Source organism: Brevundimonas aveniformis DSM 17977 (assembly GCF_000428765.1).
In the GTDB taxonomy this organism is placed as follows: Bacteria; Pseudomonadota; Alphaproteobacteria; order Caulobacterales; family Caulobacteraceae; genus Brevundimonas; species Brevundimonas aveniformis.
The window spans coordinates 720,450-742,243 of the sequence record NZ_AUAO01000001.1 but is presented as its reverse complement, the minus strand read 5'-3'; the positions used below and the strand labels follow the sequence as shown (position 1 = coordinate 742,243).

Sequence of the window (21,794 nt, the reverse complement as noted above, 5' to 3'; positions counted from 1 at the left end):
AGCGAAACCCCGGCGGACCTAGTCCGCCGGGGTTTTTCGTTTAACGCCTCAGGAAAACGGCGCGGGTCAGACACGAAAAGATCAGCCGACCCGCCTCATCCAGCAAATCCTGCTGGGCAATGATGACGCCTCGTTCGTCTCCGACCGGGTCCTTGCCCATGACGGTCATCCGGCCCCGCAACAGCTCGCCGGCGGGCGGGACGCGCGAAAACCTGAGTGCATCAACCGCCAGCGACTTGGACCGCGCCCATCTTTTGGCCGAGTCCGTTTCGAGGCGGGACCAGTAGGCATAGACCAGAACCTCAGGTGCCCCCTGGGTCGGGTCCCAGCCCGGCGCGAACCGACGCGCAAAATCGGCCACGGCCTCAGCGTCGACGGCACAGGTTCCCAGATTGACCACCTGGCCAACCTCAAGATCATCGAAATGGACCAGAAATTCGTCGCTCACGGTTCCTCCGATACGCGCACTAACAGCTTGCCGTCATGCGCGCCGGTGAACAAGCGGCCAAGCGACGCCACGGCGTCCTCGAGCCCCTCGTCGACATGAACCTTCCACTTGACCCGCCCGTTGGCAAGCCACGGCCCCATTTCAGCAACCATCTCCCTGGCGCGCGACTGATAGTCCAGAACCAGAAAGCCCTGGACCTTGAGCCTGTGGGTTATCAGTCGCGCAAGATTGGGGGGCTTGGGCGCTGAGGTGGCATTGTAGGCCGAGATCATGCCGCAGACGGCGATGCGTCCATGGATCTTGGTCCGATTCCAGGTGGCGTTCATGATCTCGCCGCCAACATTCTCGAAACTCATCTCGACGCCGTCCGGGGCCAGGCGATCCAGCGCCTCGCCGACCCGTTCGTTCTTGTAGTCAATCGCCGCATCAAAGCCGAGTTCATCGGTCAGCCAGGCACATTTGGCCGGCCCTCCGGCAATACCGATGACGCGCGCACCCTTCTGCTTGGCGACCTGCCCAGCGATGGAGCCGACCGCCCCTGCCGCCGCAGAGATCACCATCGTCTCGCCCGACTGGGGCTGGAGAACGTCTGTGACACCGAAATAGGCCGTCAAACCGGTCATGCCGAGGACCGACATATTGGCCGTCAGGGGCAAGCCGGGGAAACGATGCACCTTGCCGGCCGCCGCCGCCGGGATCGCAGCATAGTCCGCCCAGCCTCCGGCCGAGGTGGTGACGATGTCGCCGATGGCAAAGCGGTCCGATTTTGAGGCCTCGACAACCCCCAGCGACAGGCCGCGCATGACGGATCCAAGCTGAACGGGCGGCAGGTATCCCTCGGAATCGTTCATCCAGGTCCGGTTGGTCGGATCAAGGGACAGATAGACGGTGCGAATCAACACCTCGCCGTCTGCCGGCTCCGGCACCGCCGTTTCGACCAGTTCGAGGTCGCCATCCTTGAGATCTCCGAACGGGCGATTCTTGAGAACCCACTGGCGGTTTTTGGTCATCGGTAGGCTCCGTCCTTATTTGCGACCCTATTCAGCGCCAAACGAACCCCTTGTCGAGCCTCCCCGGATAGGGTTTTCGATCCCGTCATGTTCGCGCGCCTTGTTCTTCTGGTTCTGGCCCTGGCCTGCCTGACGCCGTTCCCGGCGATGGCCCAGCCCGTGGATACAGGCCACCTGCAAGCCCAATTGGTGCCCCAGACGCGATCCGTCGTCCCCGGCGGCATGGTCTATGTGGCGGTCGTTCAGGACATCGACCCGGACTGGCATACCTATTGGATCAATCCGGGTGATGTCGGCCAGGCCACCCAGCTTGTCTGGCACCCCGGGCCGGACGTCGAGATTGGGGAGGCGGTCTGGCCCGTGCCCGCCCGCATCCTGACGGTGGCGGGTGAGGACCGGTTTTCCAGCTATGCCTATGAAGGTCGGGTGATAACCCCCATCCCGGTGGCGGTCCCTGCTTTTGCGACGCCGGGGACCTCTCTGCCGGTGCGGCTGTCAGCAACCTTCTTTGTCTGTTCAGATACCCTGTGCATTCCTGAAAGTGCCGAGCTTTCCCTGGAATTGCCGGTGCGTAGCGAACGGCCCGAACTGGATCGCCGGTGGGGTGCGTTAATCAACCAGGCCCTGGCTGTGGCCCCAGCCGAAGGCGACATCAGCGGCCGTGTCTCAAGCACCACCGGCGTTGTCAGCTTCGCCTTTGCCGGCCCGGCCCTGGAAGGCATCGATGCCGATGGCGCTTATTTTCTGCCGGATCGACCGGGTGTCATTGACCAGGCAGCGGTCCAGCGGGTCGAACGCGGACCACGGGGCTTGATCCTGTCTGCCCCAGCTGCCCAGACGTTGGTGCCGTTGACAGGATCCGTCTCAGGTATTCTGGCCACGTCCCGGGGAGCCTGGACGGTCAATCTGACCGCCGGGCCCCCACCTGCCGGCTCCTTTGGCCGGGGGTCGGCCCAGCCGGCCTCGTTGACCGGGTCGCTCGACCCGTCGGCCGGGATCGGATTGTGGGCGGCTCTGGGTCTGGCCTTCCTCGGCGGGTTGATCCTCAACATCATGCCCTGCGTCTTTCCGATCCTGTCGATGAAGGCGGCGAGCCTGGCGGCGACCTCGGCCCAACCTCAGGCGGCGCGGCGCGAAGGATTGGGCTTTCTGATCGGCGTCCTGCTGACCTTCCTGGCCCTGGCCGGGGTGCTGCTGACCCTGCGAAGCGGTGGTGAGGCAGCTGGTTGGGGCTTTCAGCTCCAGAATCCCGCGGTTGTGGCGATCCTGGCCCTGATCATGCTGGCCGCCGCCCTGAACCTGTCGGGTGTTTTTCATGTCGGGGCTTGGGCGCAACGCCTCGGGGCTGAGGCCGGAGACAGCCTTGAGGGGCCGCTGGCCCGCATCGGACCGTGGGCCGGGTCGGCCCTGACCGGGGCCCTGGCCGTCGTCGTGGCCGCCCCCTGTACGGCACCCTTCATGGCCGCGGCTCTGGGATATGCCGTGACACAGCCGGCGGGGACGGCCCTTCTGGTCTTTGCAGCCCTGGGCCTTGGGTTTGCTACACCGTTTGTCCTGATCGCTTTTTCACCGATGGTGATAAGCGTGCTGCCACGCCCGGGGCCCTGGCTGTCACGGACCAAGGCGATCCTCGCCCTTCCCATGTATGGGGCCGCACTGTGGTTGGGGTGGGTGTTCTGGCGGCAGGCTGGGCCGGGCCCGGTTCTTGTCCTGACCGGGACAGCGGCGATCTTCGCCGCCGCCGCCTGGGTCTATGGCCGCCGTCAGACCGCCCGGCTGGAGGGCTGGACCTACCCGCCGTCTCCGGTGGTACTGGCCATCCTGATATGCCTGAGCGGCGTCGGTCTGGTCTGGGCAGCGACAGCACCGCGCGAAGTTGCAGGGGCGGGCGCGGATCTCGGGGCCGAGGCCTGGTCGACAGAACGCCTGACAGCCCTGCGCGCCGAAGGTCGACCGGTATTGGTCAACTTTACCGCCGACTGGTGCCTGAGCTGCAAGACCAATGAGGCGACGGCCTTGTCGTCGCGACGTGTGGCCGATGCCCTGGCACGCACCGATACAGCCTATCTGCTGGCAGATTGGACCCGCCGAGATGATCGCATCGGTGCTGAACTGGCCCGCCATGGACGCTCAGGCGTGCCGCTCTATCTGGTCTATCCTGCCGACGGCGGCGACCCGGAAGTCCTGCCTCAGCTTCTCACCGAAGGGCGGGTCGTATCCGCCCTAGAGGCGGCTGCGGCGTCGCGCGACTAGGCGTCAGTGTGGGGGTTCGCCCGTCGACGGGCCGGGCGGGGCCACAACCACCTCGACATTGTCGTTGAGGAGGTAGCGGAGCTCGGACAGGGCATCGCCACGTTGCGTCGGGGTTTCGGCAGCGGCCAGGGCCTCGACACGAACCGTCAGGTCTTCCGACAGACCGCGCAGGATACAGCGCAGGTCACCGTCAGTCCCGCGCTGGCGCAGATCAAGGTGACCGGCCATGTCGCGCTCGGAGAGTTCGGCCGCAGCGATCTGGAACCCGGAGAATTCCTCGCTCTGGGCAAACTGGGCATCGGCAGCCATGCCCCGCGCGATCCAGGAATCAACCACATCCCGCAGGGCCCGGGACCGCGACACGATGTCGGCGTACATCGGTTCCTCCGCCAGGGTCTGGGGCGGAGGTACCGGCTGGACGGCGGCGACGGAGGGGTCGCTCATCAACAAGACGGCGGCGACGGCGAGACCACAGGACATAAGCGGCTCCTTGCGCTAGGAGGTCACGGTAGAACTGCGCCTGAAATGGTTAATGAGACCTTGATTCCATGAGCCTGGACGCCGCCCGTGACCGCCTGAACGCCCTCGCTTGCCGCGATGCAGGGACAGATATCAACGCCCGGTTCCATCAGGAGCCCGACCGTTTGGATCGTTTGACGGTCGAGGCCTGTGGCCTGTTTGTCGATCTGTCCAAACAGAGCTGGAGTCTGGAGGGCCTTGAGGCGGCCCTCGATCTGGCCGACGCGGCAGGCGTGAAGGCGAGTCTGGCCCGCATGTTTGCGGGCGAAGCCATCAATGCGTCTGAAGGGCGGGCCGTGCTGCACGCGGCCCTGCGTGGCGCGGATGGGGCACGGTTTTCGGCACGGGGGCAGGCCGTCTCGAGCGAGGTCGAGGCGACGCGGGCGGCGATGAAGGCCCTGGCTCAGGGCGTCCGCGACGGTGCGCGCGCCGCGGCGGACGGCGGGCGGTTCGACACCGTGCTTCACATCGGTATAGGCGGCTCGGATCTGGGACCGCGTATGGTGTGGACAGCCCTGAAGCCGCTGACGCCGCGCATCGATGTGCGATTCGTGTCCAATATCGACGGCTCGGACCTGGCCGAAGCCCTGACCGGACTGGATCCGAGCCGGACCTTGGTGATCATCGTCTCCAAGACCTTCACCACGCTGGAGACACTGGCCAATGCCAAACAGGCGCGCGCCTGGCTGCGCGCGGCTGTCGGAGATGAGGGTCTGCCGACCCATTTGATCGGGGTGTCGGCAGCCCCCGAGAAGGCGGCGGCATTCGGTTGTGGCGAGGTTCTGGGTTTCGCCGACTGGGTCGGCGGGCGTTATTCCCTGTGGTCGGCGGTGGGGGCCAGCCTGGCCATCGGCCTCGGCTGGAATGTCTTTGAGCGCCTGCTGAGTGGGGCGCGGGCGATGGACGCGCATTTCCGGAGCGCCGATCTGGCTGCGAATGCGCCCGTCCTGTTGGCCCTGGCCGAGGTTTTCAACGTCGCGGCCGGTCGAGCGGCCCGGACAGTCGTGCCCTATTCTCATCGCTTGCGGTTGTTGCCCGCCTTTCTTCAGCAGCTGGAGATGGAATCCAACGGCAAGCGGGTGAAGGTTGACGGGACACCCGTCGACGGCGCGACCTGTCCGTCGGTGTTCGGAGAGCCGGGGACCAATGCTCAGCATGCCTATTTCCAGCTTCTACACCAGGGAACCCAGATCATTCCCGCCGAATTCATCGTCGTGCGGACCAATCCCGAAGGGCTGACCACCCAGGGGTCGCTCAACGCCAACGCCCTGGCCCAGGCCGAGGCCCTGATGGTCGGCAAGAGCGCCGAACGGGTCCACGCCGAATTGGTCGCGGCAGGGGTTCCCGGGGCCGAGGCCGATGTGTTGGCTCCCCAGAAGGCGTTTGCGGGGAACCGACCGTCCTCCGTGATCGTGCTTGAGGCCCTGACACCCGAGGCCCTGGGCACCCTGGTCGCGCTCTACGAGCACAAGACCTTCGTCGAGGGAGTTATCTGGGGGATCAACAGCTTCGACCAATGGGGCGTGGAGTTGGGCAAGGTGCTGGCCCGAGCCATCGAGGCGGAACTGCAAGGCGGTGATGGCGGGCCACACGACCCCTCCACCACCGCCCTGATCGACCGGCTGAAAGCACGCTAGTCTTTACTGGCCCGGGATCTGACCGTCCCAGTAGAACATCGGCTCGGTGATCTGGGTTCCGCCGGACGGCACCGACACACGGACCTGATCGAAGGTCGGCGGGCCACGCAGGGCCGCTCCGTTCGACATGGCCCAACCTTCCTCCGGAATGCCGATATCCGAGGTCTGCATCTGGCCGTCGCCGTTGAGGTCGTGAAGGACCGAAACGGCATAGTCGCCTGCCGGGACGTCCCGGAACGTCACCGTCACCGTCCCGGCCTGGGGGTTGTCGACGATCTCGCCGAAGCCGGCCGGCCGCATGAACTGGTCGTCGGTCTGTAGTGCCACCAGCAGGCGTCCGCCCCTCGCCTGAACATCCGTCAGATTGATGCTGACGTCGCCGGCCCGGGCGGCACCGGCTGTCAAAAGGGCCGCCGAAGCGGCCAGGAAAGTGATCGCTCGTTTCATCGTCTATCTCCTTTGAGGACCAATGATGAAGGACTTTGTATTGCAAAGTACATGGCACGTCAAGGCGGGTGATGCGCGCTTCTGTCGTTGCTCTCGCTCAAGGGGAATTCTAGGGTCCGGCGCATGACCGATACAGCGCGCGAACCCACCGCCGGCGTGGCCGAACTTTCGTTTGAGGCGGCCCTGAAGGAACTGGAATCCATCGTTGACCGGCTGGAGCATGGCGAGGCCCCGCTGGAGGAGGCCATCAGCCTGTATCAACGCGGTGCGGCCTTGAAGGCGCATTGTCAGGCCCGACTTGAGGCCGCACGCCTGCGCGTCGAGCAGATCGTTGTCGGCCAGGACGGCAATGCCGCCGGGGCCGAGGCGGCCGACTTCCAATGAGCGGGCCACCGGCCGGCGAAATCAGCTTCGACGATTTCATGCGGGTCGATGTGCGGCTCGGCATCATCACGGAGGCTGAGGCGTTCCCCGAGGCCCGGAAACCGGCGTTCAAGCTGAGGATCGACTTTGGCCCTGAGATCGGCGTCAAGCGGTCTTCGGCCCAGATCACCGAACACTACACGCTGGACCAGCTGGTCGGGCGCAAGGTCGCTGCGGTGGTCAACTTCCCGCCACGTCAGATCGGGCCGGTGATGTCCGAAGTGCTGACGTTGGGTTTCCCGGATGAGAACGGCAAGGTCGTTCTGGTCGGAGTGGACCGCGACGCCCCGATCGGCGGGAGGTTGTTCTGAACACGATCGCCTCTGCCCGAAGTGTCGCCGGCCGCCTGGCCGAAGCCGCCGATCTGGTCACGGTGGCCCTGGATGAGCTTTTGCCGCGCGCAGATGGGGCAGAGGCCCGGGTGGTCGAGGCCATGCGCTATGCCACCCTTGGGCCGGGCAAGCGAATCCGCCCCTTCTTCGCGTTGGAGGCCGCGCGGCTCTTTGACGTCGACGAGCGGGCCGTGCTTCGAGCCGCCTGCGCTCTGGAGTGCATCCACACCTACAGCCTCATTCACGACGACCTCCCGGCCATGGATGACGATGAGCTGAGGCGGGGACGACCGACCGTGCACATCGCCTATGACCAAGCCACGGCGATTCTGGCGGGGGATGCCTTGCAGGCCTTCGCCTTCGAAATTCTGGCCGACCCGGACACGCACGACGATCCAGACATCCGCGCCGAATTGATCCTGCGGCTGGCCCGCGCCTCCGGCGCGTTGGGCATGGTCGGGGGACAGATGATCGACCTGATGGGCCTGGGCAACGACCTGGGACAGGTCGCCCGGATGCAGCGCATGAAAACCGGCGCGCTCGTTTGTTATGCTTTTGAAATTCCGGCCGTTATAGCCGATGCGCGCGAGGCGGAACGCCACGCCCTGCTTGGTTTTGCCCAGGACCTGGGCCTGGCCTATCAGATCACCGACGACCTGCTCGACGTTGAGGGCGATCCGGGCAGGTTGGGCAAGGCAGTCGGCAAGGATCGGGACCGCGGCAAGGCCAACTTCGTCACGCTGCTGGGCATCGAGGCGGCGCGCGAGCGTGTGCAGGTGCTGGCAGACCAGGCGAAGGGCCGGCTTGAGATTTTCGGGGCCAATGCGGATTCCCTCAAAGACAGTCTGGATTTCGTGCTAGAGCGAACGGTCTGACATCGCCGCCGCCTGGTGGCCAAAGCCTTGAAACCATGCCCGACACGCCCCTTCTGGATACCGTCACCTGGCCCGCCGATACGCGGCGGATGTCGATCTCTCAACTGAGCCAGCTCGCCGACGAACTGCGCTCCGAGGTCATTGATGCCGTTTCTGTAACGGGCGGGCATCTGGGCTCCGCACTGGGCGTCATCGAACTGACGGTGGCGTTGCACCACGTCTTCAGCACGCCGGACGACATTCTGATCTGGGACGTCGGCCATCAGGCCTATCCGCACAAGGTTCTGACCGGACGACGCGACCGCATCCGCACCCTGCGCCAGGGCGGCGGCCTGTCGGGCTTCACCAAGCGATCCGAGAGCGACTACGACCCGTTCGGGGCGGCCCATGCGGCCACCTCGATCTCGGCGGCGCTTGGCTTCTGCGTGGCCCGCGACAAGGCCGGGACGGACAACAAGGTCGTGGCCGTGATCGGCGACGGCTCGATGTCGGCGGGTATGGCCTATGAGGCCATGAACAACGCCGCCGAAACCACCGGTCAGCTGACCGTGGTGCTCAACGACAACGACATGTCGATTGCCCCGCCGGTCGGCGGGATGAGCGCCTATCTGGCCGGGCTGGTATCGGGCGGTGCCTACCAGTCCATGCGCAAGGTCGGCAAGAAGGCCGCCAGCCTCCTGCCTGAACGGCTGCAACAGGCGGCGCGCAAGGCCGAGGAGTATGCGCGGGGCATGGTCACCGGCGGCACCTTCTTTGAGGAGCTCGGCTTCTACTATGTCGGGCCGGTCGATGGGCACGACATGGAGGCCCTGGTCCCGATCCTGAAGAATGCGGCCGAGATCACTGACCGGCCGGTGCTGGTCCACGTTGTGACCAAGAAGGGAAAGGGCTATGGCCCGGCTGAGAACTCGGCGGACAAGTACCATGGCGTGGTCAAGTTCGACGTCGTGTCCGGTACCCAGCACAAGGCACCCTCCAATGCGCCCAGCTACACCAAGGTGTTCGGCACCGAGCTGATCAAACATGCCCGGCTCGACGACAAGATCGTGGCGGTGACCGCCGCCATGCCCTCGGGGACGGGGCTGGATCTGTTCGGCCAGGCCTTCCCGGACCGGACCTATGACGTCGGCATCGCCGAACAGCACGCGGTGACCTTTGCCGCCGGCCTGGCGGCGGGGGGACTAAAGCCGGTCTGTGCCATCTATTCGACCTTCCTTCAGCGCGGTTACGACCAGGTGGTGCACGATGTGGCCATCCAGTCCCTGCCGGTGCGTTTCGCCATCGACCGGGCGGGGCTGGTGGGGGCGGACGGCTGCACCCACGCCGGGTCGTTCGACATCGGCTATCTGGGAGCCCTTCCGGGCATGGTCCTGATGGCGGCGGCCGATGAGGCCGAGCTGGCGGCGATGATCTCAACCAGCCTGGCCATCGACGACCGACCTTCGGCCTTCCGCTATCCGCGCGGCGACGGCGAGGGGGTCGAGATCCCCGAACTGGCCAGCCCCCTGGAAATCGGCAAGGGACGGATTGTGCGCGAGGGGACCAGCGTGGCCCTGCTCAGCTTGGGCACGCGCCTGGGGGAAACGCTGAAAGCCGCTGATCTTCTGGCCGCGCGTGGAATTTCGGCCACCGTCGCCGATGCCCGCTTCGCCAAGCCGCTGGACGAGGAGATGATCCTCCGACTGGCGCGCGAGCATGAGGCCCTGATCACGATTGAAGAGGGTTCTGTCGGCGGCTTCGGGGCTTTCGTCCTGCATCTGCTGGCCGAGAAGGGCGCGCTGGATCGTGGCCTCAAGGTGAGAACCCTGACCCTGCCCGACATCTTCCAGGACCACGACAAGCCCGAGGCCATGTACGCCCTGGCCGGCCTGAACGCCGAGGGGATTGCGGCGTCCGCGCTGACGGCCTTGGGCATCGAGGCCGAGCGGGCGGTCAGGGCGTAAACCCTTCCCGTCATCTCATCATTTGTCATCCCGGCCGAAGCGGAGCTGAGAGCCGGGACAAGGGTGAAGCGGCTCGCTTGTCCCGGACCGCCTTCGGCGTCCGGGATGACAAATCCCTAAAGCGTCAGTGGTGGGCGTCCCACCAGCGCACGGCGTCGGCGTCCCGGGCGGACAGGTCGGGGAACTCCGGGTCGGAGCCGACGTCCGGGACGCGGCGCCAGGAGCGGGCGCATTTGGGGTAGTCGGCGATCTTGACCTGAACCGTCACCGCCTCGCCGCCGGGAACCAGCTCGGCACCCGAGGTGCGGAAGATTTCAGCGGCGTCCAGACCCTCGAAGGCTGCGAAGGCCTCGGCGGGACCGGTGACCGTCGGCCAGGCGTCGAGCGCGCCGCCGATGATCTTGTCGCGACGGGCGGCCTCAAGGGCCTCATTGACCACTTCCAGCACGGTTTCGATCCGGCCCCAACGCGCGGCCTCGGCGTCGTTGCGCCAGTCCGCCGGGGTGTCGGGGATGACCCGCGCGCAATTTGTGCCGGCGTCGGGGAAGCGCGTGGTCCAGGCCTCGTCCATGGTGAAGGGCGTCAGGGGCGCCAGCCACGCGGTCAGGCGCATGAACACCTCGTCCATCACCGTGCGGGCGGCCCGCCTGCGGATCGCATCGGGCCGGTCGCAGTAGAGGCTGTCTTTCCTGATGTCGAAATAGAGGGCCGACAGATCGCCCGAACAGAAGTCGAGCACCGGGCGGATCACATCCTGAAAGCGGTAGGTCTCATAGGCCCGGCGGACCTGGCCATCGAGCTCCCACAGCCGGTGCAGGATGTAGCGCTCCAGCGGCGGCATCTGATCGAGCGGCAGACGCTCGTCTTCGGTGAAGCCGTTCAGGGCCCCCAGCAGATAGCGGACGGTGTTTCTCAGCTTGCGATACGCGTCGACCGTGGTCTGGAGGATCTCCTTGCCGATGCGCTGGTCCTCGGCGTAGTCGACCATGGCCACCCACAGGCGCAGGATATCGGCCCCGCTCTCCTTGATGACGGTCGCCGGGTCGGTGGTGTTGCCCCGCGACTTCGACATCTTCTCGCCGTTCTGATCCAGGGTGAAGCCATGGGTCAGAAGCGCCTTGAACGGCGCGCGGCCACGGGTGCCGCAGCCTTCGAGCAGTGAGGCCTGGAACCAGCCACGATGCTGGTCGGAGCCCTCGAGATAGAGGTCCGCCGGCCAGGCCGTGTCAGGACGGCCCTCCAGCGTAAAGACGTGGGTGGAGCCGGAATCGAACCAGACATCGAGAATGTCTTCGACCTTCTCGTAGTTGTTCGGGTCATAGAGGCCGAGGAACTCGGAATCCGGCGTGTCGAACCAGGCATCGGCCCCGCCGGCCTCGATCGCCGCTACGATACGGGCGTCTACACCTTCATCGTGCAGCGGCTGGCCGGTGTGCTTGTCGACGTACATGGCCAGCGGCGTGCCCCAGGCGCGCTGGCGGCTGATCAGCCAGTCCGGGCGACCCTCAACCATGGCGCGGATACGGTTGCGGCCACCTTCGGGGAAGAAGGCGGTCTCGTCGATCGACTTCAGGGCGCGGTCGCGCAGGGTCACGTCGTCGTCCAGCGGCTTGTCGAGCTTAATGAACCACTGGGGGGTGTTGCGGAAGATGACCGGGGCCTTGGAGCGCCAGGAATGCGGGTAGGAATGCTCCAGCCGCCCGCGCGCCAGGAGATTTCCGGCCTCGATCAGCCTGTCCATGACCGCGCCGTTGGCCGGGCCGAACTTGCCGGTTTTCTTGCCTTCGGTTTCCAGCACCTTGAGGCCGGCGAACAGGGGGACGTGGTCATAGTAGGCCCCGTCCGGGTCGACCGTCTCGGGCACCTCGTGATGGCCGTGGGCCTTCCAGACCTCATAGTCGTCCGCCCCGTGGCCGGGGGCGGTGTGGACAAAGCCGGTGCCGGCGTCGTCGGTCACATGGTCGCCATCCAGCAGCGGCACATTGAAGCCATAGCCGGGATCCAGCTCGGCCAACGGATGGGCGACCTCAAGACCATTGGGGTCGATGTCATAGAGGCGGGTCCAGGTCCCGGCCTTGGCCGCCTGCATGACCTCGTCGGCCAGCTTGTCGGCCAGGATCAGGCGGTCGCCGGTCTTGACCCAGGGCTCGAATTCCAGCCCGGTCTGGACGCCGGTGACTTCGTACAGGCCGTAGGAGATCGCCGGCCCATAGGCGATGGCGCGGTTGGCCGGCAGGGTCCAGGGCGTGGTCGTCCAGATGACGATCGACGGCGTCGCCGTCTGGAACGACAACAGGTCGTCGGGGTGATCGTCGGTCATGGCCGTGACCGGGAATTTCACCCAGACGGTCGGCGAGACGTGGTCGTGATATTCGATCTCGGCCTCGGCCAGGGCCGTGCGCTCGACCGGCGACCACATGACCGGCTTGGAGCCGCGATAGAGCTGGCCGGTGTTCTTGAACTTGTGAAACTCGCCGACGATGGCGGCCTCAGACGCATAGTCCATGGTCGCATAGCGGTTGGCGAAATCGCCGGTCACACCCAGCCGGATGAACTGGTCGCGCTGGAGGTCGATATATTTGCCGGCATAGGCGCGACAGGCGGCGCGGAATTCGCTCTTGGACACCTCGTCCTTGCGCCGGCCCTGTTTGCGGAACTCTTCTTCGATCTTCCACTCGATCGGCAGGCCGTGACAGTCCCAGCCCGGTCGATAGTCGACGTCATAGCCCAGAAGGAAACGCGACCGGACCACGAAGTCCTTCAGCGTCTTGTTCAGGGCGTGGCCGATGTGGATGTCGCCATTGGCGTAGGGCGGGCCGTCGTGCAGCACGAACAGGGGCGCGCCCTGGTCCTGACGCGCCTTCCTCAAGGCCGAATAGAGATCACCCCACTGCTCCAGGATCAACGGCTCCTTCTGGGGCAGGCCGCCGCGCATGGGAAAGGGTGTCTCGGGCAGAAAGACGGTGTCGCGGTAATCCCGGGTCGTCGAATTGTCGGCGGTGTCGGCCATGGCTCGTGTCTCGTGTTCTTGATCGTTCGCGTGTCTCGATCCCGGCGTGCGCGGGGGAACCCCTGCGGCGCTACGCCGGGCGGCTAATCGAAATCAGGCGAAACACGCGGACGGTCATGGTGGCGCTGGTCTAGCAGAGGCGCCGCCCCGGGCGCCAGTCCCGCCGATCCGTGAATTTCTGGTCGAACATGGTTCGGGGGCGTAGGCTCCCCTCCTCCTGCATTGGGAAAGGAATGCGAGATGCGACTTGTCGCCCTTCTGACCACGGCACTTGTGACGACCGGCTGCGGGCCGGCCGCCATCAACACCTCCGGCGAGGCGGCTTCGGACGCCGGGGTGACCGAGCAGACCACCGCCCAGACCGGCACCCAGCCCCAGGCCCGTGCGGAGGTCGAAATCGAGACCTTCGCCCGCGAACTCTACACCCAGATGTTCGAAGACGGCCTGGCACCGCTGGATGAGGCCAACAGAGGCCTGTGGACGCCGGAGGCCTGGGCCGCCATCGAGGCCGCCTGGGCGCGCGATCCGGGAGCGATCTCGGCCGACCCGCTTTGCTTCTGTCAGGACCCGACCGGCATGGAGGCCGGCACCATAACAGCCCGTTTCACCGGGGATGACGCCGCCGAGGCCGTCGTTGCGCTCAGCCCCGCAGGCGAACCCGTCCAGGTGACCCTGCGCCTGAAGAGGATCGATGATGTCTGGCGGATCGAAGATGTGCTGGACCCTGACGGCGGCTCCTTCCGCCAGGCCCTGGCCGACGGGCGAGCCTGAGGCCTCAAACCTTTCGCGTGACGAAACTCGTCGCTAGGGTCCGGGCAAACCCAGTCCGGAGTCCCCCATGCGCCTGAAGCTCTTCGCCGCCGCCTCGGTCATCGCCCTGATCTCCACCCCCGCCCTCGCCCGCGAGGAGGGGATGTGGACCTATGACAACTTCCCTATCGCGCGGGTCAACCAGACCTATGGGTCCACTATCGACCAGGCGTGGCTGAACCGGGTGCAACTGGCGTCGATCCGGTTGTCGACGGGGTGTTCGGCCTCGATCGTTTCAGCCGAGGGGCTGGTGCTGACCAACAACCACTGCGTCGAAGCCTGTGTGCAGAACCTGTCGACGGCGGACAACCAGTACGCCCTGACCGGCTTTTTGCCGGCCACCCGCGAGGAGGAGCGCCGCTGTCAGGGGATGCAGGCGGAAATCCTGACCGGCATCGAGGACGTCACCGACCGGGTGCGCGCCGCCGGTGAAGGACTGGAAGGCCGCGCCTTCACCCAGGCGCGCGACGCCATGATGGGCCAGATCGAAACGGAAGCCTGCGCCGACCGGCCCGATATGCGCTGCCAGGTCGTCAGCCTGTATCGCGGCGGACAGTTCAAGCTCTACACCTACCGCAAGTACGAGGATGTGCGCCTGGCCTTCGCGCCGGAAGAGGCGGCTGGATCGTTCGGCGGGGATCTGGACAACTTCAACTTCCCCCGCTTCGGCCTGGATGCGGCGTTCCTGCGGCTCTACGAAAACGGCCAGCCGATGAACACGCCAGGTCATCTGGGCTGGGACGCAGGCCCGCCGGAGGCCGGCGAGCTGGTGGTGGTGTCCGGCAGCCCCGGCTCGACCCAGCGGCTCCTGACCATGAGCCAGCTGCAGACCGTGCGCGACATCGTCCTGCCGCTGGACCAGATGACCCGTTCTGAACTGCGCGGGCGACTGCTGCGCTTCGCGTCCGAGAGCGACGAGAACGCCTTCATCGCCTCCTCGACCCTCAGCTCGATCGAAAACAGCTACAAGCGCGGGCGCGGTCAGGGCCGCGCCCTGATCGATGCCGAGTTCATGGCCGGGCGCGCCGAGGACGAGGCGGACCTGCGCCGCCGGGTCGGGGCCAACCTGATGCTGGCCGAGCGGATCGGCGACCCCTGGGGCGAGATCGACGCCTTGCAGGATGACTATGCCGAGCTCTATCCGGCCTATTTCTTCCTGGAATCGCGGGCCGGCGGCGGGTCACAGCTCTATGCCTGGGCGCGCACCCTGGTGAGGGCCGCGCGCGAGCGTGAACGTCCGGCGTCTGAACGTCTGCCGGAGTATGGCGACAGCCGCCTGGGCCTGCTTCGCGCCCAGACGCTGGCGGAGAATCCGACCTATCCCGAGCTGAACGAGATTCAGCTGGAATGGTGGCTGTCCAAGACTCGCGAGATCCTCACCGTCGACGATCCGCGCATCCGGCCGCTCCTGGGCAATGAGAATCCCGAAGGTCTGGCGGCGCGGCTGATTGCCGGAACCACCCTGGCCGACGCGGCGGCGCGTCAGGCCCTGTGGGACGGCGGCCTGGCGGCGGTTGAGGCGTCGGATGATCCGCTGATCCAGTTCGTTCTGGCCACCGAGACCCTGGGCCGCGAGGCCCGCGCGGAGTGGGAGGAGCGCGTCGAGGGCCCGACCGACCGGGCCGCCGAGCGCCTGGCCGAGGCCCGGTTCGCCGTCTATGGCGACAGCATCTATCCGGACGCGACCCGCACGCCGCGCCTGACCTTCGGGCGCGTTGAGGGCTGGACCTATGACGGACGCACAGTGGAGCCCTTCACCACCTTTGGCGGCCTGTTCGCCCGCGCCACGGGGGCCGCGCCGTTCGAGATCGCTCCGCGCTGGCAGGGCGCTCGCGACCGGCTGGACATGGACACCCGCTTCAACATGGCGGTTTCGACCGACACCATCGGCGGCAACTCGGGTTCTCCGGCGATCAATGCCGACGGCGAGGTGATCGGAGCCAATTTCGACTCGACCTTCCTGGGTCAGCGCAACGCTTTTGGCTATGACCCGGCGGTCAACCGCAGCGTCATCGTCACCGCCCAGGCCATCACGGCGGCCCTGCGCGACGTCTACGGCATGGGGCGTCTGGCCGACGAACTCGGGGTCGATTAGGCACCTCGTTTCCGGGTAATCGGTGCGCTCTGCGCGGCGTGCTTGCGCTTGTGCGCCGGCCGCTGCGGCGGCATAGGTTTTTCGCAACGTCCCTTGAGATTGTTCTGGAGTCCTGTCCCCATGTTGATCCGTCGTCTGAGCGCCGGCGTCGCCTCCGCCGCCCTGGTCTGCGCCACCCTGTCCTTCGCCCCCGCCGCCCAGGCCCGCGAAGAAGGCATGTGGACCTTCGACAACTTCCCGCTGGCGCGAGTGAACCGCGAGCTGGGCACCAACCTGACCCAGGGCTGGCTGGATCACATCCGCATGTCGGCGGTGCGCCTGACCACCGGCTGTTCGGCCTCGGTGGTCAGCCCGGAGGGCCTGGTGCTGACCAATCACCACTGCGTGCTGGAATGCGTGCAGAACCTGTCGAGTCCCGAGAACGACTACGTCCAGAACGGCTGGCTGACCGCCACCCGTGATGAAGAGCGCCAGTGCCCCGGCATGGCCGCGGAGATCCTGACGGAGATCACTGACGTCACCGACCAGATCACCGCTGCCGGCGAAGGACTTGAAGGCGACGCCTATGTCCAGGCCCGCACCGCCGCCGCCACGCGCATTGAGCGTGAAGCCTGCGGCGACGACGACACCCGCCGCTGCCAGGTGATCAGCTTCTACCGCGGCGGCGAGTACAAGCTCTATGAGTACGACAGCTATTCGGACGTACGCCTGGTGTTCGCACCCGAGATGCAGGCCGGCTTCTTCGGCGGCGACCCGGACAACTTCAACTTCCCGCGCTATGCGCTCGACGCCGGTTTCCTGCGGCTCTACCGCGACGGCCAGCCGGTGCGGTCCAACCACTTCCTGACCTGGAATCCGAACACGCCTGCCGAGGGCGATGCGACCTTCGTGGCCGGCAACCCCGGCTCGACGGCGCGGTTGCTGACCGTCTCGCAGATGGAGGCTCAGCGCGATTTCGACCTGCCCATCGGCCAGCTTCAGCGCTCGGAACTGCGCGGTCGCCTGATCGCCTTCTCCGAACAGTCTGACGAGAACGCCCGCATCGCGCTGGACCCGCTGTTCGGCGTCGAGAACAGCTTCAAGGCCATCTACGGCCGCGACCTAGCGCTGAATGACCGGGCCTTCATGCAGCGCATCCGCGACAATGAGGCCGACCTGCGCGCCCGTGTCGCCGCCGATCCGGCCCTGGCTGAGCGCATCGGCGATCCGTGGGCTGAGATCGACGCGGTTCAGGACGACTACGCCGACCTGTTCCTGCCGTATCGCCAACTGGTCTCCAGCGCCGGCGGCGGCTCGACCCTGTACGGCATGGCCCGCGCTATCGTCCGCGCGACCGTCGGAGCGACGCCGGGCGCAAGTACGGCGGCTCTGGAGCGCGCCCTGTCGACCGACGCGCCGATCGAGCCGGAACTGGAAGAGATGTACCTGTCCTTCTGGCTGTCCAAGACTCGTGAGTATCTGACGGTCGATCATCCGGCGGTGCGTCAGCTGCTCGGCTCGGAAAGCCCCGAAGCCCTGGCCGACCGGCTGGTGTCCGGCACCACCTTGATGGACCGCGAAGCGCGCTTGGCCCTGCTGCGTGGCGGAGCCGAAGCGGTTCAGGCCTCGACCGACCCGCTGATCCAGTTCGCTCTGGCCAATGACGCCACGTCGCGCCAGACGGCGGCCGAATGGAACAACCGGATCACCGCCCCGACCAACCGCGCCGCCGAACGCATCGCGGCGGCCCGCTTCGCCGTCTACGGCAATGAGGCCTATCCCGACGCCACGTTCAGTCTGCGACTGTCCTACGGCCGCGTCGCCGGATGGACCTATCGCGGCCAGGAGATCGAGCCCTTCACCTATATCAACGGCCTGTACGACCGGGCGACCGGCTCCTCGCCGTTCGATCTGGCCCCGCAGTGGGCTGCCGCCCAGGACCGCGTGAACGGCGATGTCGTCTTCGACTACACCACGACGAACGACATTATCGGCGGCAACTCCGGCTCGCCGGTGGTCAATGCGGCGGGCGAAGTCGTCGGTGCGGCCTTCGACGGCAACATCCACTCGCTGGGCGGCAACTACGGCTATGACGGCACCCTGAACCGCACCGTGGTGGTGTCTTCGTCGGCCATCACCGAAGCCTTGCGTAACGTCTATGGTCGCGAGGCCCTGTTGCACGAACTGGGTGTTCACTAGTCGAGGGGTTCCCCCGGGGCGGCGATCCAGCGGGTCTCCGCCCTTCTTGTTTGTCAGAGACTCCAAGGTTTTCCCATGCGCCTGATGACCCTCGCCGTCGCCTCGGCATCCGCCCTGTCGCTTCTGTTGCCGGCTGCGGCTTCGGCACGAACTGACGAGGGGATGTGGACCTTTGATCAGGCCCCTCTGAACCGCATCAACGCCGCTCTCGGCACAAATATAGACCGGGCCTGGCTGGACCGGGTTCGCCTCGGTGCCGTGCGGCTGGCGGGCTGTTCGGCCTCACTGGTGTCTGAGCAGGGTCTTGTCCTGACCAATCAACACTGCATCCGGTCGTGCGTTCAGGCCCATGCCGAGCCGGGGCAGGACCTTTTGTCACAAGGCGTCTTCGCCCGTTCGCGCGAGGAAGAACTGACCTGCCCCGGACAGGTGGCCGAGGTGCTGCTCGAGATTGTCGATGTGACCGACCGGGTCATGGCCGCCGGAGAGGGCCTGAGCGGGGCGGCGTTCGCCGGTGCGCGCGGGCGCGCCTTGGCCGAGATCGAACGCGAAGCCTGCGGTGAGGATCAGGCGCTGCGCTGTCAGGTCATCAGCTTCTATCGCGGTGGTCAGTACAAGCTCTATCGGTATCAGCGGTATTCTGATGTGCGGCTGGTCTATGCCCCGGAGCACCAGGCGGTGGTGTTCGGCGGCGATCCCGACAATTTCAACTTCCCGCGTTTTGCCCTCGATGCCGCCTTCCTGCGTGTCTACGAGAACGGCCAGCCGGCCGCGACCCCGAACCATCTGACGTGGAATCCCGAGCGGATCGTCGAGGGGCAGCCGGTCTTCGTGGCCGGCAATCCGGGTTCGACCTCGCGTCTCAAGACCGTCGACCAGCTGCGGATCGAGCGCGACTATCAGATTCCATCCGAGCTGCGCCGCCTGGCCGAGCTTCGTGGACGGGTGATCCGGTTCTCCGAGGAGAGCCCCGAGAATGCCCGTATGGCGCGCGACGCTCTGCGCGGCATCGAGAACAATCTCAAGCGCAACAACGGTATGCACCAGGCCCTCGCCGATCGGGATTTCTTCGGAAGCCTGGTGATCAATGAGACCACCCTGATCGGGGAAGCCTCCAGCCGTGACCTGGTCGACGGCGATCCCTGGACCGACATCGCCACTGCCCACGACGACTATGTCCTGCTCTATCCACGCAGCTACTGGCTCGAGAATGGAGCCGGCCAGGGCTCGGTTCTGTTCAACTACGCCCGCCAGATCGTCCGCGCCGCCTATGAGCGCGAGCGACCGGCAAGCCAGCGTCTCAGCGGCTTTTCAGATTCCCAGCTTGAGAGCCTCGGCCGCAACCTGGCTCAGGAACGCAATATCGATGCGCCGCTGGAAAGCCTCTATCTGCAGTTCTGGCTCAACAAGACGCGTGAGAACCTCGGCACCGACGACCCGGACGTGCAGCAGATGCTCGGCCGCGAAAGCCCGGAAGCCCTGGGAGCTCGTCTGATCGACGGCACAACCCTGGGCGATCCCGCCGCGCGAACCGCGCTGTTTGAGGGCGGACGCGCCGCCGTCGAGGCCTCGACCGATCCGCTGATCCAATTCGTCCTGCGGACTGACCCGGCAGCCCGGGCCATTCGCAGCGCCTGGAGTACCCGCGTCAGCGCCCCGATCGACCAGGCCGGGGAGCAGATCGCCGCCGCCCGCTTTGCGGTCATGGGAGACGAGACCTATCCGGACGCCACCTTCTCGCTGCGGCTGTCCTATGGTCGGATTGCCGGCTGGAACAATGGCACGCGCGACGTTCCGGCGGTGACGACGATAGCAGGGCTTTGGGAGCGAGCGACAGGGGCGGCCCCCTTCAATGTCTCTGCGGGGCTGGACGCGGCGCGTGAACGGTTGCCGATGGATGCGGTCTATACGGTCGCCTCGAGCAACGACATCGTCGGCGGCAACTCTGGCTCGCCCCTGCTGAACGCCAATGGCGACGTCATTGGGGCTGTTTTCGACGGCAATCTGGAATCGCTGGGCGGGGCCTATGGCTATGACGGCGCGCGCAACCGGGCCGTCACGGTCAGCGCCGAAATGGTCACCCTGGCCCTGCGAGAGATCTATGACATGGACGCGTTGGCCGACGAGTTGGAGGGCAACTAGAGCTTGCCTTCCTCGACCCCCAGGGCATCGGACAGTCGCATCTTGGCCGAACCGGGGCGCAGCGGCTTCTGCTGATTCGGGTGGGGAGCCCAGCCGGACAGGGTGACGATCTCGAAGGTTGCCGGAATCCGTCCATCCTGGTCGGCGTAACGCTCGGCGTAGAGGCCGGCCATGCGGGCGACGACCGCGCGCGTCAGGGGTCGTTGTCGCTCGGCGAACAGCGCCGTCTCCCCCATGGCCCTGAGGTCCCGGATCAGGGCGAGCGGGTCTGCATAGGTCACCGTCAGCCGGTCGATATCCGATACCGGCAGCGCAAAGCCCGCCCGTTGCAGCAGGCCGGCCCCGTCAAAAGCATCGGCGAAGGGCGAGACGCGCGTGGCCTGTCCGCCGGTCAACTCCGTCTCGGCCCGACCCAGCGCCCAGCGGAGTTCGTTCAGGCTGGCCCCGCCGAACAGGGACCCGATGAACAGGCCATCGGGCCGTAGCGAACGGCGGATCTGGCTGAGCACGCCGGGCAGATCATTGGTCCAGTGTAATGACAGGAGGCTGACAACAAGGTCGGCAGACCCTTCAGCCAGCGCAGGAACCTCGTTGTCCTGAAGAGAATCCAGCCCCTCGCCAGTCTGATCCATCCGCCGCCACTTGCAAACCCGCGCCGCGCCGCCGGCCTCGGCCAATGCCCGCTCAAACATCCGGTCACGCGCCGAAAGATCGACTCCTTCGGGAAAGTCTCGCACGATACCCATCAGGGTCGAGGCCATGTCTTCGGCCACGCGACGACGCAGAAAATCGGCGGTATGGTTTCCGCGCATCGCCCGCTCCAGGCGGCCGCGGCGCAGGGTCCAGTCGAATAGTTGAGGGGGCGCGCTCATGGTCGGCATGGATGGCGGTTTTCTCGCTGGAATGAAACCCGGCCCACGTATGCGGGCGTTCGGACGAGGTTTGCTGGACGTCATCATGCCGCCGGTCACCTTTGATGGTGGGGCACCGCCGCAGGTGTCCGGCCTGTCCGAGCAGGCCTGGGCGCGTGTGACCTTCCTGGAGGAGCCGGTCTGTGACGGCTGCGGTATCGCTTTCGAACATGACCCAGGTGCCTTGGGCGAGCCCCGCTGTCCGGCCTGTCTGGCCCAGCGGCATGTGTTTGGTCGGGCACGGGCGGCCTGCGTCTATGATGAACATTCACGCGACCTGATCCTGGCGTTCAAACATGCAGATCGCCTTGAGTATGCGCCGGTATTCACCCGCTGGCTCAGCCGAGCGGCGGCACCGCTTCTGGAAGACGCCGACGCCCTCGTCCCGGTGCCGCTTCACTGGACCCGACTGATCGGGCGCCGGGCCAATCAGGCCGCCGAGTTGGCCAGACCGCTGGCGCGCCTGTCTGGCCGGGCCTATCTGCCCAGCGCGCTGGTGCGGACGATCCGCACCCCCACCCAGGGCGGCAAGTCAGCCCGCGGACGGCGACTGAACGTAAAGACTGCCTTCGCCGTCGCGCAGGAGGCGGCGAAATCGGTTCGCGGACGTCACATCCTGCTGGTCGACGATGTCCTGACCACGGGGGCCACCGCCGACGCCTGTGCGCGTGTCCTTCTGGACGCAGGTGCCCGCGCCGTCGACCTGGCCGTCATCGCAAGGGTGCGTTCGCGACGCTGACGGCCTATCTTCCTGGAAGGAC

General features: G+C 66.3%; 17 protein-coding genes. 11 read left to right on the top strand and 6 right to left on the bottom strand.

Annotated elements, in window-relative coordinates:
• Window positions 1–40: 40 nt before the first annotated feature.
• Entirely contained in the window at window positions 41–448 is a 408-nt protein-coding gene (locus G391_RS0103890) for a hotdog family protein (RefSeq protein WP_029086358.1), read from the bottom strand.
• A complete protein-coding gene (locus G391_RS0103885) occupies window positions 445–1,458 on the bottom strand; it encodes an NADP-dependent oxidoreductase (RefSeq protein WP_029086357.1) in 1,014 nt (337 codons plus the stop codon). Before G391_RS0103885 ends, G391_RS0103890 begins: the two co-directional genes overlap by 4 nt.
• Window positions 1,459–1,545: 87 nt before the next feature.
• Between G391_RS0103885 and G391_RS13735 the strand changes: the two genes are divergently transcribed.
• On the top strand, window positions 1,546–3,711 hold the full coding sequence (locus G391_RS13735) for a protein-disulfide reductase DsbD family protein (RefSeq protein WP_035303548.1): 2,166 nt from the start codon (window positions 1,546–1,548) through the stop codon (window positions 3,709–3,711).
• 3 nt (window positions 3,712–3,714) lie between these two features.
• On the opposite strand, the gene G391_RS0103875 is transcribed toward G391_RS13735, so the two are convergent.
• The gene (locus tag G391_RS0103875) at window positions 3,715–4,191 is read right to left on the bottom strand and encodes a hypothetical protein (RefSeq protein ID WP_029086356.1); all 477 of its coding nucleotides are present in this window, start codon (window positions 4,189–4,191) and stop codon (window positions 3,715–3,717) included.
• A 68-nt stretch (window positions 4,192–4,259) separates the two neighbouring features.
• Here G391_RS0103875 and pgi point away from each other — a divergent pair, with 68 nt between their 5' ends.
• On the top strand, window positions 4,260–5,867 hold the full coding sequence (gene pgi / locus G391_RS0103870; protein WP_029086355.1) for a glucose-6-phosphate isomerase: 1,608 nt from the start codon (window positions 4,260–4,262) through the stop codon (window positions 5,865–5,867).
• Window positions 5,868–5,870: 3 nt separating this feature from the next.
• Here pgi and G391_RS0103865 read toward each other — a convergent pair whose 3' ends face one another.
• Complete coding sequence (locus G391_RS0103865) at window positions 5,871–6,314, bottom strand: DUF2141 domain-containing protein (protein WP_029086354.1); 444 nt, start codon at window positions 6,312–6,314, stop codon at window positions 5,871–5,873.
• Between the two features lie 123 nt (window positions 6,315–6,437).
• On the opposite strand from G391_RS0103865, the gene G391_RS0103860 reads away from it, so the two are divergent.
• From G391_RS0103860 to dxs, 4 genes are read left to right on the top strand one after another with little or no spacing between them, the layout of a single operon-like run.
• A complete protein-coding gene (locus tag G391_RS0103860) occupies window positions 6,438–6,698 on the top strand; it encodes an exodeoxyribonuclease VII small subunit (RefSeq protein ID WP_029086353.1) in 261 nt (86 codons plus the stop codon).
• The gene (locus tag G391_RS0103855; protein WP_029086352.1) at window positions 6,695–7,048 is read left to right on the top strand and encodes a tRNA-binding protein; all 354 of its coding nucleotides are present in this window, start codon (window positions 6,695–6,697) and stop codon (window positions 7,046–7,048) included. The genes G391_RS0103860 and G391_RS0103855 overlap by 4 nt, the downstream gene beginning before the upstream one ends.
• 5 nt (window positions 7,049–7,053) lie before the next feature.
• The gene (locus G391_RS0103850) at window positions 7,054–7,944 is read left to right on the top strand and encodes a polyprenyl synthetase family protein (protein ID WP_029086351.1); all 891 of its coding nucleotides are present in this window, start codon (window positions 7,054–7,056) and stop codon (window positions 7,942–7,944) included.
• Between the two features lie 35 nt (window positions 7,945–7,979).
• Complete coding sequence (gene dxs, locus G391_RS0103845; protein ID WP_029086350.1) at window positions 7,980–9,887, top strand: 1-deoxy-D-xylulose-5-phosphate synthase; 1,908 nt, start codon at window positions 7,980–7,982, stop codon at window positions 9,885–9,887.
• A gap of 124 nt (window positions 9,888–10,011) precedes the next feature.
• On the opposite strand, the gene ileS is transcribed toward dxs, so the two are convergent.
• Window positions 10,012–12,897 (bottom strand): isoleucine--tRNA ligase, encoded by a 2,886-nt coding sequence (ileS, locus tag G391_RS0103840; RefSeq protein WP_029086349.1) that lies wholly within the window; start codon window positions 12,895–12,897, stop codon window positions 10,012–10,014.
• Between the two features lie 240 nt (window positions 12,898–13,137).
• On the opposite strand from ileS, the gene G391_RS0103835 reads away from it, so the two are divergent.
• The 4 genes from G391_RS0103835 to G391_RS0103820 all read left to right on the top strand — a co-directional run bounded on the left by G391_RS0103835 (window position 13,138) and on the right by G391_RS0103820 (window position 20,122).
• Window positions 13,138–13,668 (top strand): YqhG/Tai3 family protein, encoded by a 531-nt coding sequence (locus G391_RS0103835; RefSeq protein ID WP_029086348.1) that lies wholly within the window; start codon window positions 13,138–13,140, stop codon window positions 13,666–13,668.
• 67 nt (window positions 13,669–13,735) lie between these two features.
• Window positions 13,736–15,802, top strand: a complete 2,067-nt coding sequence (locus tag G391_RS0103830; RefSeq protein WP_029086347.1) for a S46 family peptidase — start codon at window positions 13,736–13,738, stop codon at window positions 15,800–15,802.
• A gap of 120 nt (window positions 15,803–15,922) precedes the next feature.
• Window positions 15,923–17,980 (top strand): S46 family peptidase, encoded by a 2,058-nt coding sequence (locus G391_RS0103825; RefSeq protein WP_029086346.1) that lies wholly within the window; start codon window positions 15,923–15,925, stop codon window positions 17,978–17,980.
• A gap of 75 nt (window positions 17,981–18,055) precedes the next feature.
• A complete protein-coding gene (locus G391_RS0103820; RefSeq protein ID WP_029086345.1) occupies window positions 18,056–20,122 on the top strand; it encodes a S46 family peptidase in 2,067 nt (688 codons plus the stop codon).
• Here the strand turns inward: G391_RS0103820 and G391_RS0103815 are convergent.
• Window positions 20,119–20,994: a methyltransferase domain-containing protein gene (locus G391_RS0103815; RefSeq protein WP_029086344.1), complete on the bottom strand. Its 876-nt coding sequence runs from the start codon at window positions 20,992–20,994 to the stop codon at window positions 20,119–20,121. The two genes, G391_RS0103820 and G391_RS0103815, sit on opposite strands and share 4 nt — an antisense overlap.
• On the opposite strand from G391_RS0103815, the gene G391_RS0103810 reads away from it, so the two are divergent.
• A complete protein-coding gene (locus G391_RS0103810) occupies window positions 20,993–21,772 on the top strand; it encodes a ComFC family protein (RefSeq protein WP_029086343.1) in 780 nt (259 codons plus the stop codon). The genes G391_RS0103815 and G391_RS0103810 overlap by 2 nt on opposite strands.
• The last annotated feature ends 22 nt before the right edge of the window (window positions 21,773–21,794 follow it).